The organism is Streptomyces sp. NBC_00075 (assembly GCF_045041225.1).
Lineage (GTDB): Bacteria > Actinomycetota > Actinomycetes > Streptomycetales > Streptomycetaceae > Streptomyces > Streptomyces adonidis.
Genome location: NZ_CP108243.1, coordinates 11666867 through 11679963, shown reverse-complemented (window position 1 = coordinate 11679963; position 13097 = coordinate 11666867). Strand labels below are relative to the sequence as shown.

14 protein-coding genes are annotated in these 13097 nt (G+C 71.3%); 1 reads left to right on the top strand and 13 read right to left on the bottom strand.

Annotated features, from left to right (window positions below):
- The first annotated feature begins 58 nt into the window (after positions 1-58).
- Positions 59-445 carry a hypothetical protein gene (locus OG787_RS51400; protein WP_369032797.1) on the top strand — a complete coding sequence of 129 codons (387 nt, stop codon included), beginning with the start codon at positions 59-61 and terminating at the stop codon, positions 443-445.
- Positions 446-1048: 603 nt separating this feature from the next.
- Here OG787_RS51400 and hypE read toward each other — a convergent pair.
- From hypE to OG787_RS51335, 13 genes are all read right to left on the bottom strand, one after another.
- On the bottom strand, positions 1049-2119 hold the full coding sequence (hypE, locus tag OG787_RS51395) for a hydrogenase expression/formation protein HypE (protein ID WP_369032798.1): 1071 nt from the start codon (positions 2117-2119) through the stop codon (positions 1049-1051).
- A complete protein-coding gene (gene hypD, locus OG787_RS51390) occupies positions 2112-3242 on the bottom strand; it encodes a hydrogenase formation protein HypD (RefSeq protein ID WP_369032799.1) in 1131 nt (376 codons plus the stop codon). The genes hypE and hypD overlap by 8 nt, the downstream gene beginning before the upstream one ends.
- Positions 3239-3544 (bottom strand): HypC/HybG/HupF family hydrogenase formation chaperone, encoded by a 306-nt coding sequence (locus OG787_RS51385; protein ID WP_369032800.1) that lies wholly within the window; start codon positions 3542-3544, stop codon positions 3239-3241. Before OG787_RS51385 ends, hypD begins: the two co-directional genes overlap by 4 nt.
- A gap of 32 nt (positions 3545-3576) precedes the next feature.
- On the bottom strand, positions 3577-5964 hold the full coding sequence (gene hypF / locus OG787_RS51380; protein WP_369032801.1) for a carbamoyltransferase HypF: 2388 nt from the start codon (positions 5962-5964) through the stop codon (positions 3577-3579).
- Positions 5961-6716, bottom strand: a complete 756-nt coding sequence (gene hypB, locus OG787_RS51375) for a hydrogenase nickel incorporation protein HypB (RefSeq protein ID WP_405540347.1) — start codon at positions 6714-6716, stop codon at positions 5961-5963. The genes hypF and hypB overlap by 4 nt, the downstream gene beginning before the upstream one ends.
- 3 nt (positions 6717-6719) lie before the next feature.
- Entirely contained in the window at positions 6720-7127 is a 408-nt protein-coding gene (locus OG787_RS51370; protein WP_389349593.1) for a hydrogenase maturation nickel metallochaperone HypA, read from the bottom strand.
- Between the two features lie 143 nt (positions 7128-7270).
- Positions 7271-7381, bottom strand: a complete 111-nt coding sequence (locus OG787_RS51365; RefSeq protein WP_405540346.1) for a DUF6893 family small protein — start codon at positions 7379-7381, stop codon at positions 7271-7273.
- A gap of 10 nt (positions 7382-7391) precedes the next feature.
- Positions 7392-7934 carry a hydrogenase maturation protease gene (locus tag OG787_RS51360; RefSeq protein ID WP_405540345.1) on the bottom strand — a complete coding sequence of 181 codons (543 nt, stop codon included), beginning with the start codon at positions 7932-7934 and terminating at the stop codon, positions 7392-7394.
- Positions 7931-9385, bottom strand: a complete 1455-nt coding sequence (locus OG787_RS51355) for a hypothetical protein (RefSeq protein ID WP_405540344.1) — start codon at positions 9383-9385, stop codon at positions 7931-7933. Before OG787_RS51355 ends, OG787_RS51360 begins: the two co-directional genes overlap by 4 nt.
- Positions 9382-10074, bottom strand: coding sequence for a DUF6084 family protein (locus OG787_RS51350; protein WP_405540343.1), 693 nt, complete (start codon positions 10072-10074; stop codon positions 9382-9384). The genes OG787_RS51355 and OG787_RS51350 overlap by 4 nt, the downstream gene beginning before the upstream one ends.
- Complete coding sequence (locus tag OG787_RS51345) at positions 10071-10733, bottom strand: DUF5947 family protein (protein WP_405540342.1); 663 nt, start codon at positions 10731-10733, stop codon at positions 10071-10073. Before OG787_RS51345 ends, OG787_RS51350 begins: the two co-directional genes overlap by 4 nt.
- The gene (locus tag OG787_RS51340) at positions 10730-11275 is read right to left on the bottom strand and encodes a hypothetical protein (protein WP_369032808.1); all 546 of its coding nucleotides are present in this window, start codon (positions 11273-11275) and stop codon (positions 10730-10732) included. The genes OG787_RS51345 and OG787_RS51340 overlap by 4 nt, the downstream gene beginning before the upstream one ends.
- Positions 11272-13056, bottom strand: a complete 1785-nt coding sequence (locus OG787_RS51335; protein ID WP_369032809.1) for a nickel-dependent hydrogenase large subunit — start codon at positions 13054-13056, stop codon at positions 11272-11274. Before OG787_RS51335 ends, OG787_RS51340 begins: the two co-directional genes overlap by 4 nt.
- Between the last annotated feature and the right edge of the window lie 41 nt (positions 13057-13097).

Sequence of the window (13097 nt, the reverse complement as noted above, 5' to 3'; positions counted from 1 at the left end):
CCGTCCTGGGCGCGCGTGACGGGCGTCCCCCACTGGCCATGAAAAGGCAGATCGAACCATGTCGAAGAAATCACGTTCGTCCGAGCCACCGCATGGAAAGGGCCCCAGCCGTCATCAGGGCACCGGGCAGCACGGCTGGTCGCCCGACGTGGATGAGACACGTCAGCAGGACAACCCGAGCGCCCACCGCTCCTTCCATCCGGCTGAGCACGCCGGCGAAAGAGGACCGGGCCGTACGAAGTCCCCGGAGGAGACGAAGTCCGTTCCGGGCGACACGGCCAAGAATCTCGGTGCAAGGGGCGAGGAGTACGGCGACGCGGACGAGAAGGGCAGACGCGACACCGGACGCAAGGGCCGCTCCCAGCGCCCAAGCGGCACGAAGGACGCTTCTGCCACAACCGGCGTGGACCCCCAGGACCCGCCGACCGGGCGCCGACGGGGTTAGGGCCCGTCCGGGGATCGTGCCGGAGACACGGAGTCCGGCACGCCGATCCACAGCGTTGTCGCCGGTGGCCGACGCTCCGCATCGACGCCCGACTCCGCCTCACCACTTGACGCACGCCCCCACGCTCGAAGCAACCTCGCGCAGGGGCGCCCCCGCGCGGGGGGGGTGCCTCTATGTCCTTCGTCAAGGCGCCCAGGTTTGGTTTGGTGTGGTTTGGCCTGTTTGGGTTATGCCGCGAGTTCGACGTCCTTGGGGACGCGGGGTTCGTAGAAGGTGCCGTCGCGGAGCATGCCGAACAGGACGCAGATGCGTTGACGGACCGGGCGGCGGCCGGGCCTCTCATCAGCGTCTCCGACGGCACCTCCCGGGCCCGGTGACACCACCCCCCAGGTCATCGACTTCGACAGGGGGACACAGTCATGCCGGGCCCGGAGGCCAGCGGCCCTCTTGCAGGACCGCGGAAAACATAACGGGGGGCGCCCCACGCCTCCGTTCACCTGCGCTGAAGAGACACCGCGGTCTTGCTCCGGCCCGTCCGCCGTCCAGGCCCCGGCGGTCCGGCCGGCGCCTGGACGGCCGCCTCCTCGACGCACAAGGCCCGTGTCAGCAGATCCGCGGCAGTTGCTCCCCGATCGGCAGATCGACCACCCGCGTTCCCCCCAGGCCGGTCCGGGCCACGACCATGCCGGGATGCGCCTCGACGGCCTCACCGATGATCACTGAGTCCGCGCCCAGAGGGTGGGCTCGCATCGCTTCCAGGACGGCGTCGGCGTGCTCGCGGGGGACGAAGGCCACCAGCTTGCCCTCGTTGGCGATGTACATGGGGTCCAGTCCGAGAATGGCGCAGGCGTTGGCCACGGCCGGCGGGACCGGGACGTCGCGTTCCCGGATGACGACCCCGGTGCCTGAGGCCTGCGCGATCTCGTTGAGCGTGGCCGCCAGGCCGCCTCGGGTGGGATCGCGCAGTACGTGCAGATCGGGGGTGACGGCGAGCATGGCGTCGACCAGCCCGCCGAGCGCCGCGCAGTCGCTCTTGATCTCCACTCCGAATTCCAGGCCCTCGCGAACGCTCATGACCGCCACCCCGTGGACGCCGATCGCACCGCTGACAATCACGACGTCGCCGGGGACGACCCGCGAAGGACGCAGATCGACACCCGCCGGGACGAGACCGATGCCCGCGGTGTTGATGTAGATCCCGTCGCCGTGGCCGGCCTCCACCACCTTGGTGTCGCCGGTGGCCACCTCCACACCGGCGGCGCGCGCGGCCGCACCCAGCGCCTGGGACACCCGTGTGACCACGTCCAGCTCGACGCCCTCCTCCAGGATGAATCCGCAGGAGAGGTACGCGGCTCGGGCGCCGCTCATGGCGAGGTCGTTGACAGTGCCGTTGACCGCCAGGTCACCGATGCTGCCGCCGGGGAAGAACAACGGCCGCACCACGTAGGAGTCGGTGGAGAACGCCAGCCGGGCCCCGCCCAGGGAGAGGACGGCGGCGTCACCCATCTGGGCGAGCGCCTCTCCCCCGAAGGCGGGCGCGAAGATCTGCTGGACCAGCTCGGCGGAGAGGACGCCACCGCCACCGTGGCCCATGACGACCCGGGGCCGGTCACGCACAGGCGCCGGACATGTCCAGCTCTCGACGTCGAGGGCGGGGAGAGTGGTGTCAGACAACGGGGCTCGCCTCCCGAACCGTCGTGGTGGTGGTGACGTCCAGACGTCGGTAGAGGTAGTACGCCGCGCAGGCGCCCTCGCTGGAGACCATGGTGGCTCCCAGGGGGGTACGCGGGGTGCACAGGGTGCCGAAGGCCTCGCACTCGTGCGGCTTGAGCAGCCCCTGCAGGACCTCTCCGCTGCGGCACTCGGCGGGTTCCTCCGTCCGGATTCCACTGACCGAGAAGCGGTGCTCGGCGTCGTGGTCGCGGTACTTCGGCGACAGCCGCCAGCCGCTGCCGGGGATCACCCCGATGCCACGCCAGGCGCGGTCGGTGACCTCGAAGACGTCCTCCAGCATGGTCCGGGCGGCCGCGTTGCCCTCCGGGCGGACGGCACGGGCGTAGGCGTTGTCGACACTGTGCTCACCGCGTTCCAGCTGACGGACCGCCCGGCGCACGCCTTCGAGGATGTCCAGTGGCTCGAAGCCCGTCACGACGATCGGCACGCGGAAGCGTTCCGCCAGCTCCGGGTACTCCCCCACACCCATCACGCTGCAGACGTGCCCGGCCGCCAGGAAGGCCTGCACCCGGCAGCTCGGCGACGACATGATCGCCTCGATGGCCGGGGGGACGCGGACATGGGACACCAGCATGCTGAAGTTCTGGATGCCCAGCTTCCGGGCCTGATGGACCGTCATGGCGTTGGGGGGTGCCGTCGTCTCGAAGCCGATGCCGAAGAACACCACCTCGCGGTCCGGGTTCTGCTGCGCGATCCGCAGCGCGTCGAGCGGCGAGTAGACGACGCGCACGTCGCCGCCTTCCGCGCGGACCTGGAACAGGTCCCGTCCCGTGCCCGGCACGCGCAGCATGTCACCGAAGGAGCAGAAGATCACCTCCGGTCGGGAGGCGATCTCCAGCGCCTTGTCGATGACCTCCAGCGGGGTCACGCACACGGGACAGCCGGGACCGTGGATCAACTCGACTTCCTCCGGCAGGAGCTGGTCGATCCCGTGCCGGATGATGCTGTGCGTCTGCCCTCCGCACACCTCCATCAGGGCCCACGGCCTGGTCACCGTGGCGTGGATGTCGTCGAGGAGCCGACGCGCCAGCTCCGGGTCCTGGAACTCGTCGATGTACTTCACTGGTTGCGCTCCTCTTCAACCGGGCCCACGCCCGCCTCCGCCGCCGCCGTCTCCCAGGGGTCGCCGAACTCCTCCTGCAACAGGCCGAGTTCGGCGAAGAGTTCGAGCGTCTGGCGCGCCGACTCCTCGTCCAGCCGTTGCAGCGCGAACCCGACGTGGACGATGGCGTACTCGCCGACCTGGAGGTCGGGCAGATACTCCAGGCACACCTCCTTGACCACGCCGCCGAAGTCGACGGTGGCCATCCGGGTGCCGTCCCGTTCCTCGATGTCCAGCACTCTGCCGGGTACCGCCAGGCACATGAGCCTCTCCTCGCTGTGGGGTCGCGCGTCGCTCAGTCGGTGGGAGTGGGAGTGTGAGTGGCCCGGGCGGCCACCATCAGCTGGCCGAGCGCCAGGCCGCCGTCATTGGGCGGCACCAGGTGGTGCCGCAGAACCGTGAATCCGTCCGCGCGCAGGGCAGCGGCGCAGGCGGAGGAGAGCAGCGTGTTGGCGAACACGCCTCCCGTCAGCGCGACCGTGTCCAGGCCGTGCCGGTCTCGGGCTCGCACACAGATCTGGTGCACCAGGCCGGTCACGCCCCGGTGGAAGCGAGCCGCGATCAGGGCCGGCTCGACGCCCGCGCGCAGGTCGCCGACGATCGCCGCGAGTACCGGGGCCGGATCGGCCCGTACCGCCCCGCCCCCGTACTCCTCCGGCTCGCGCAGGGCGAAGGCGTACGCGGTGGTGTCCTCGGTGGGAGCGTGCAGAGCCGCGCCCTCCAGCTCGACGGCGGCCTGTGCCTCGTATCCGGCGTGGTGGCACACCCCGGCGAGCGAGGACACGGCGTCGAAGAGCCGGCCCATGCTGGACGTGGGGACACAGTTCAGTCCGCGCTCCAACTGCCTTTCCAGAAGCCGGAGTTCGTCGGGCGGGCAGGCGGTCGTACAGGCGAGGTCGTCGGACCAGTCGATCCCGGCCGCCCGCAGATGGGCCAGTGCCATGCGGTACGGGCGGCGCACCGCGGCGTCGCCGCCGGGCAGCGGGACGTACGCGAGGTGCCCGAACCGGGTGAAGCGGTCGTAGTCCGCGAGCAGGAACTCCCCGCCCCACACGGCGCCGTCGTCGCCGTGGCCCGTGCCGTCGAAGGCGACACCGATCACCGGCCGGGTGCCGTCCAGCCCGTGCTCGGCCATGGCGGAGGCGACGTGCGCGTGATGGTGCTGGACGCGCACGACGGGCCGGTGCGCCGCGTTCCGGTCGGCCCATCGGACGGAGCGGTAGCCGGGATGCCGGTCGGACACCAGGCTCTCCGGCCGTACCCCGGTGATGGACTCCAACTGCGCCACCGCGTGCTCGAAGGCCCGCTGCGTACCGACGTCGTCCATGTCGCCGATGTGCGCCGACAGCCAGGCCCGCCGGCCGGCCCCCAGGCAGAAGGCATTCTTCAGGTCTCCACCGACGGCAAGGGCCGGTCGCACGGGCAGCGGGAGGGAGACCGGCAACGGCGCGTAGCCACGGGAACGGCGGATCACCAGCTGCTCCCCGTCGCAGACCCGGACCACGGAGTCGTCGCACGGGACATGGATCGGCCGGTCGTGCGTGAGCCAGGCGTCGGCCAGGTGCGCGAGCCGCTCCAGTGCCTCGGTGTCGTCGGTGACGATCGGCTCACCGGACATGTTGCCGCTGGTCATGACGAGCAGCCGGGGACCGTCCGGGTCCCCGGGCAGGCCGAGCAGCAGATGGTGCAGGGGTGTGTACGGCAGCATCACGCCGAGGTCGGGACTGCGGGGCGCGACGGCCTCGGCGGGCCACGGATCCCCGAGGGCGTGCGGAAGGCGTCTGACCAGCACGACCGGCCTGGCCCCGCCTTCGAGCAGGCTCCGCTCCTCGGGGTTCATCCGCACGAGGTGCTCGACGTCGGCCGCACTCCGGGCCATGACCGCGAACGGCTTGTCCCCGCGTGCCTTGCGTCGGCGCAGGCGGGCGACCGCCTCCTCGTTCGTGGCGTCACAGGCCAGGTGGTAGCCGCCCAGGCCCTTCACGGCGAGGATCGCGCCGTCCGACAGCAGGGCGCGGGCCTCGGTGACCGGGTCCGCCCCCGTGACCTCCTCGCGCCGCTGGACCAACAACCGCAGCCGCGGTCCGCAGGCCGGGCAGGCGACCGGCTGCGCGTGAAAACGACGGTCGGCCGGATCCGCGTACTCGCGGGAGCAGTCGGGGCACATCGCGAAGCCGGCCATGGTGGTGTGGGCCCGGTCGTACGGCACGCCGGTGACGATCGTGAAGCGCGGGCCGCAGTGGGTGCAGTTGACGAACGGGTGGCGGTACCGCCGGTCGGCCGGGTCGGCCAACTCGGCGAGGCAGTCGGCGCAGGTGGCGGAGTCCGGGGAGACCAGAGTGCGGGCGGGGCCGTCGGTGCGGGAGGTGAGGATGGTGAACGCGGTGCCGCCGGCGGGACCGGTGGGAGGCAACTCCCGGTGGTGGACGGACTCGACGCGGGCGAGCGGGGGTGCCTGGGCGGCGATCCGGTCGCAGAACCGGGCCACGGCCGAGGCGGTGCCCTCGACCTCCACGACGACGCCCTCAGGAGTGTTGGTCACGTGTCCGGCCAGGGCGAGTTCGGTGGCGAGGCCGTACAGATAGGGCCGGAAACCCACACCCTGCACCACTCCTCGGACGATGACCCGGCGGCGTAGCGGAGTGTCCTCGGCGACGGCGGCCTGCGCCTGCGGACCGCTCACGAGTGGGTGTGGGCCATCGCGCCGGTGACCTCCGGGTGCGCGTGCGTGTGACCGTGGTGGTGGGGTTGCCGGGCCATGACCGGCGAGTGGACGGGTGCACCGTCCGCGGCTGCCATCGCCCGGTCGAGCAGCGCGCCGACTCCCTGCCCCCGGCGCGCCGAGGTCAGGATCACCTCGACCCCCGGATTGACCTGCTCCACGTTCGCGCGGAACGCGGCCTCGTCGAACTCGACGGCCTGAGCGATGTCGGTCTTGGTGACCAGGACCAGGTGGGCAAGGCCGAAGGCGGTGGGGTACTTGAGTGGCTTGTCCTCGCCCTCCGTCACGGAGGCGAGGGTGACCCTCAGCGTCTCCCCCAGGTCGTAGGAGGCCGGGCAGACCAGGTTGCCGACGTTCTCCACGAACAGCAGCCGGGTGTCGTCGGGCAGCCACCCGTCCAGGTGCCCGGCGAGCATCCCCGATTCCAGATGGCACAGTCCATCGGTGAGCACCTGCTTGACCGGGACGCCCGAACGCGCCAGGCGTGCCGCGTCGTTCTCGGTGGCGAGGTCGGCGGTCAGCGCGGCGACGGGAACGGACCGCTCCCGTGCCTCCAGCAGCTCGCGCTCCAGCAGCGCGGTCTTGCCGCTGCCCGGACTGGACAGCAGGTTGACGACCGCGGTGCCTCGCGCCGCGAGGTGTGCGCGCAGTTCATGGGCGCTCGCGTCGTTCTTCGCGAGTACGGCCTGGCGCAGGTCGACGACACGGCACATGGTTCAGCGCTCCTCGGAGATCGGTTCGCGGGTGGGCGCGTGCGTGGGACTGTGCTTGTGGCCGTCCTCCCAGTGCACGTCGACGATCTGCAGTTCCCGGCCCGCGAGCAGTTCGGTACGCGTCCCGTCGCACAGGGGGCAGGTCAGCCGGGGTGGCATGCCGACGGCCCATTCGTGTGCGCAGGGCGTGCAGCGGGCCCGCCCCGGCACCGCTTCGGTGACCAGTTCGGCGCCTTCCAGCAGGGTTCCGGCACAGGCCAGTTCGAAGGAGAAGGCGAGCGCGTCGGGTACGACACCGGCCAGTTCGCCCACCTGGAGCCGTACCGATCGCACCGCCGTGATGCTTCCGGCCCGCGTGGCGGCTTCTGCCACCTGGTCCACGACGGCCAGCGCGACGGACATCTCGTGCATGGGTCTCCGTCCTGTGCGGCCTGCCTCCGGTCGGCCTTCATTAGAGGTGCGCGCACCCGGGTCGCGCGGCCCGGCACGCCGTCACCGGCCGGCAGGTACGCCGTTCGACGCAACCACGTGGGACACCGAGTGGCGCCCACGGTTCACATCTGTCGGATCCGCAGATAGCGCCTGACGTCGGGAAGCACCCCGGCGACGAGGGCTCCCAGGGCGGCCAGGGCCGCTCCGCCGATGACGATGACGATCTTCTTCATCCATCTCTCCTCACGTCGAAGCCTCAGCGGTTGAGGCCTGCGCCACGGACGGCACGCCGCCCCGCAGCAGCTCTTCGATCAGCCGGACGGCCTGCGGAACGGCGTCGGACACCGGCGGACTGAGACCGATGCCCTCCTCGACGGAGGCCGGTTCGCAGCCGACGATCAGGACGCGCCGCGGCGGTTGTCCGCCGGTGCCGGCGCAGAGGGTGCCCAGCAGCGCCAGTACGACGTCGGGGGTCATCCGGTGACCGTCGATCGCGGGAACGGCGCCGGTGTCGCAGCCGGGGCCGTCGTGCTCGATCACGTACAGCGTGCCGGGGGCCTCGCCGCGCGCCGTGGCGTCCACCAGGACGAGGGTGTCGTAGCCGTCCAGGACCTGGTAGGCGAGATGGACGCCCCGTACGCCGATGTCCACCACCTCGACGTGCTGCGGCAGTTGCCGTTCGGCCAGTCGGCGCGCAATCTCCACGCCGAAGCCGTCGTCGCCGAGGAAGATGTTGCCGATGCCCGCCACGAGGGTCCTTGGGCCGGCCGGTGGGGGAAGGTTCATACGTCGTCCTCCCGGTCCTCCAGCGGTGTGATCTCGTCGGGCTGGAAGTACAGGAACCGTCCCTGTTCGCGGCGGATGTCGGCGCCCGGGTCGCCCTCGACCGTGACCGCCAGGTGCACACCGCCGTCGACGTCGTGCAGCACCGCCTCGACCTTCGCGGTGCGGCCCCGCAGGAAGATGTCCTGCGCGTCGGTGCGCCGCAGGCCCGGGTGCAGCTCGACGCGGCTGCCCTTGCCCACCGACCGGCCGTCCACGACCACGCGGTCCCGCGTCGGGTCGAAGCCCGCGTCGCTCGCGGGGTCCCACCAGGGGGTGTCCGGACGCTGCACGCCGAACTCGTCGGGGAAGCCGAGATCCGGGGCGGCGAGGGCCGGGGCGGTGGGGCCGGGGCCGGTGACCTCGCGCAGACTCCGCACCGCTCCGTGCAGGCGCTCCAGGACCTCGGCCGGCATCGTGTCCGCCAGCTCGATCACGGCGGCCGCCCGCTCGTCGGTGCCCCGGGCCTCGCGTTTCTCCTCGTCGGTGAGGGCCGCGGTGCGCAGCGCGAGGATCTCGTCGATCTCGGTGGCGTCGTAGAGCGCGCCGGGGCTCTCCGGCGCGATGGCCGGATGGTCCTCCAGGATGATCGGCGAGGACAGCACGAGGTCGGCGCGGCCGGGTTCGCCTGCGAGTACGGGCCAGGTGTGCAGGTTGCGGCAGGCGGCGACCGCGCCCTTCGCCCACTCGGGGGGATCGGTCATCGAAAGGAACGATCCGGCGCTGAGGGCCATGAGGAGGTGGGTGGCCACCAGGGAGTGCGGCAGCGCCGCGTCCCGGTCGGCGGCGTGTCCCTCGGGGGGTGTCCAGTCGCTGGTGTTCTCGACGACGGCGGTCAGCCGCATGGCCCGGTAGGGACCGTCGAGCTCGCGGGCGGACAGCCGGACCGTCCCGCTGATCTCCTCGCGCCGCCGGACCAGTCGGCCGACGGTCCGGCCCGCCGCGTCCAGGACCGGTGCGGTGTCCTCCCGGGCGGGGAGCCGGAAGGGGTGGGTGACGCCGTCGCCGAGGAGTTCGTCCACCGACGCGACCACCTCGACACGCTCCTCGCCGCCCTCGTCCCAGGGCACCAGCACCCGGTCGTCGAGGCGGAGTTCGGGGACCGTGTCGTAGCCGCCGTCCGGGCGAGCCCGCTGCACCGTGCGCCGTCGGGCGTGCAGGAAGCGCACCTCGACCGAGAGGGTCGCGCCCGCCTTCGGTTCCATCAGGCACTCGGTGTGCTGGAAGTCGTGCTCCTCGCACTCGGCGCCCCAGCCTGGCGGCACCAGTACCCCGAACTGCCAGCGCAGCCGGTTCTTGGCCGCCGAGGCGCGGTACGGGTAGAGCACATAGCCCTCGAAGAGGACGGCGTCGGCCACCTGCCGGGCGAGGGCGAACCGCTCCTCCGTAGCGGGGGCGAACGCGGTCACGGTCACGGATCGGTCCTTCCGGTGGTGGCGGTGAGCGCACGGAACGGGTCGCTCCGGGGCGGATCGGCGGCGCCGCCGGCGTCGAGCAGGTGCTTGAGGGTCGCCTCCCAGGAGGGCAGGGCGTGCCGGGAGCGGTAGGCGAGGAGGGCGACCATGGTGTCGCGGGGCAGCCGGATCCAGCCGCAGCCGGGGAAGTGCTGCTCGACCATCTCCCGCCAGGTGCTGACCGGCATCCGGAAGGCCGCCTCCCGGTCCCATGGCACCGGCTCGACCTGGAAGCCGCCTGCCCCCGTGAACGCCGTACCGGAGAAGAGCATCAGCAGCGGAACCTCGCCGTCGGTGAGGGCGGTGAGGTAGCGGGTGGCGGCGATCTCCATGTCGTAGGTGCAGGGCACGACGAGGTCGGTCTCGATCTCTCCGGTGAAGCTCGGGACCATGACCGAGACCTGGGCGAACTGCACCGGCTGGAGCGTGCTGCCCCAGCGTGAGCGCTCTCCGAAGAGGTCCGCGAGACCGTCGGCCTCGGCGGGCCCGTAGCCGCGGCGGGCGGGTTCGATACGGATCTGGCAGCGCAGCGCGAGGGCGTGCACGTGGGCGTTGTCGGCGGCGGTGACGCGCAGCCGGAAGACGAGGGTCGGTCCGGCGGCGTACCGGTCGGCGCGGACACCGATGCAGGCGAAGGAGAACGCGGTCACGGCCGTACCGCCTCCTTCGACGAATGTCCCGCCTCGTCCACGGGCCTGGCGCGTCGCGCGACGTCTGCGAAGAACGCGTCCAGCGCGGCGCGGGCCTCGGCCCCGCCGTCGAAGCCCTGCCACAACAGGCGCATGCGGCCGACGAGTTCGTAGCAGATGTCGATCGGTACGAGGTGGCACTCGAAGCGGCCGTCGGTGCGGCGCAGCAGCAGCGCCTCCACGTCGGGTTCGAGCAGTTCGGCGAGGGGGCTGCCGCCGAGGACGTCCGTCCAGGTGGCCGGTTCGAGTTCGCTCTCGGTGGCTCCGGCCGGGCTCGGGTAGAGGGCGACGAGCCGGTCGAGCGCCGCGTTGCGGAAGAGGAAGGCGACCCCGACGGGGATCTGCAGCGCGTCCCACGCGCTCTCGTCGAGGCGGTGTCCGGGGTCGGTGAGGTAGCGGGCCGGGACCGTGCGGAAGCGGCCCGCGGCGGCGCCCGGCTGTGCCATCAGCAGCGCGCAGGGGGTGCAGGCGCAGACGAGGGCGCGCTTCTCGATGTCGACGAGATGGCGGTGGCCCGCCTCCACTGTGACAGCGCACAGCTCGCACCGTTCGGGCTGCGGAGGCCTCTCGGCGAGGAACCTCCGCAGTCCGGGCGTGCGCGTCACCGGGGACGCCGTCATCGGGCCCCCGTCGGTGCCGTGCTGATCTGGAGGAGTGTGGGCCCGGCCGGCGCGGTCTGTACGTCGACCGCCCTGACCTCCGGCGCGAAGCAGGCGAGTGCCGCCTCCGCTGCCTCGCGGACGCCCTCGCCCGAGCCGGAGCCGCAACCGCAGCCACCACCACCGGCCTCCCTGGCCCGCAGCGTCAGCGTGCCGCTCTCCTCGTCGAAGTCCACGACGTCCAGGGCGTGTTCCCGTACGACATCGAGGGCGCGGGCGATACGGGTGTCGCGGTCCTCGGGGTGCAGCTCGTGCAGAACGAGCAGGCTCGCGACCAGTTCGTCACCGAGCAGTCCCGCCGATGCTTCGCCGGGAGCGGAGGACAGCAGGTGGAGGATGCGGGCCAGGCCAGCACCGTAGAAGTCCATGAGGGAGCGGACGAGTTCCTCCGCCGCCGCGACGGCGGCCGGGTCGCCGCTCGCGGTCAGCCGCTCCAGCACCTCCTCGACCCGGCGTCCGGTCTGCTCCGCGTTCACCGGCGCCGTCGCCGTGGGCGCGCTCATCCGCCCAGTCCGCTCAGGCCGGTGGGCACGTGCATCGACTTCACGGTCTTGCCGCCGCCGACGTACATGTGGACGCCACAGGGCAGACAGGGGTCGAAGCTGCGGACGGCGCGCATGATGTCGATGCCCTTGAAGTTCTCCGGGGTGTTCTCCTCGAAGATGGGCGTGTTCTGCACGGCGTCCTCGTACGGGCCGGGCGTGCCGAAGCTGTCTCTGGTGCTGGCGTTCCAGGGGGTGGGCGGGTACGGGTGGTAGTTGGCGATCTTGCCGTCGCGGATCACCATGTGGTGGGAAAGGACACCGCGGACCGCCTCGGTGAAGCCGACGCCGAGCCCCTCGTCCGGGACCTCGAACTTCTCCCAGGTCTGGGTGCGTCCGGCGCGGACCTCCGCGAGGCCCTTCTCGGCGCAGTGCAGGGCGACGGCGGCGGCGTACGCCTGGAAGTAGGTGCGGGCGCGGTTGCGCTCCAGCGCGTTGGACCACTGCGGGATCTTCCACTCGAAGGTGGTCTCCGGCTTGGTCATGGTGCGGGGCAGGTTGATGACCACGCTGTGGCCGGTGGCCTTGACGTACCCGATGTCGACGAGCCCGGACAGGGCGGTGGACCACAGGCGGGCGATGGGGCCGCCGCCGGTGTCCAGGGCGAGGTGGTCCTTGCCGTCGAACCAGCGCGGGGACATGACCCAGCTGTACTTGTCGTCGAAGTTCCGCTTCTGCGGGGCGGGGATGGTGTGCTGGTTCCACGGGTGGCGCGGGTCGACCGGGTTGCCGAGCGGGTCGTGGGTGACGAACTGCTCCTGGCCCTGCCAGTCCTCGTAGTAGGAGCTGCCCAGCAGGATGCGGATACCGAGGTTGATGTCGGTGAGGTCGTTGGTGACCAGCTTGCCGTCGACGATGACACCGGGCGTGACGAACATCCGTCGGCCCCAGTCGCTCATGTTGGCGTAGGTGAAGTCGCAGTACTCGGGGTCGTTGAGCGCACCCCAGCAGCCGAGCAGGACCCGTCGGCGGCCGACTTCCTCGTACCCGGGCAGCGCCTCGTAGAAGAAGTCGAACAGGTCGTCGTGCAGGGGCACGACGCGCTTCATGAACTCCACGTAGCGCATCAGGCGGCTGAGGTAGTCCGTGAAGAGCTGTACGGAGGCGATGGTGCCGACACCGCCCGGGTAGAGCGTGGAGGGGTGCACATGGCGGCCCTCCATCAGGCAGAACATCTCCCGCGTGTAGCGGCTGACCTGGAGGGCCTCGCGGTAGAACTCCCCTTCGAGGGGGTTCAGCGAGCGCATGATGTCGGCGATCGTGCGGTAGCCGTGCTCGGCCGCGTGGGGGGCCTCGGTGCGCTCGGCGAGTTCGAGGACACCGGGGTTGGTCTCCTTGACCATCTTCTCGCAGTAGTCGACCCCTACCAGGTTCTCCTGGAAGATGTTGTGGTCGAACATGTACTCCGCGGACTCGCCGAGGTTGATGATCCACTCGGCGAGGTGCGGGGGCTTCACGCCGTACGCCATGTTCTGCGCGTACACCGAGCAGGTGGCGTGGTTGTCCCCGCAGATGCCGCAGATCCGGCTGGTGATGAAGTGGGCGTCGCGGGGGTCCTTGCCGCGCATGAAGACGCTGTAGCCGCGGAAGACCGACGACGTGCTGTAGCACTCCGCGACCCGCTTCTGCTTGAAGTCGATCTTCGTGTGGATGCCCAGGGAGCCCACGATCCGGGTGATCGGGTCCCAGGCCATCTCCACCAGGCCGCTGCCGTCGCCGGCCGCCTTCGTCTTCGGTGCCATCTGTGTGCCGTGCCCTTCGTTGCGCGGGAGGTTGATGTGGG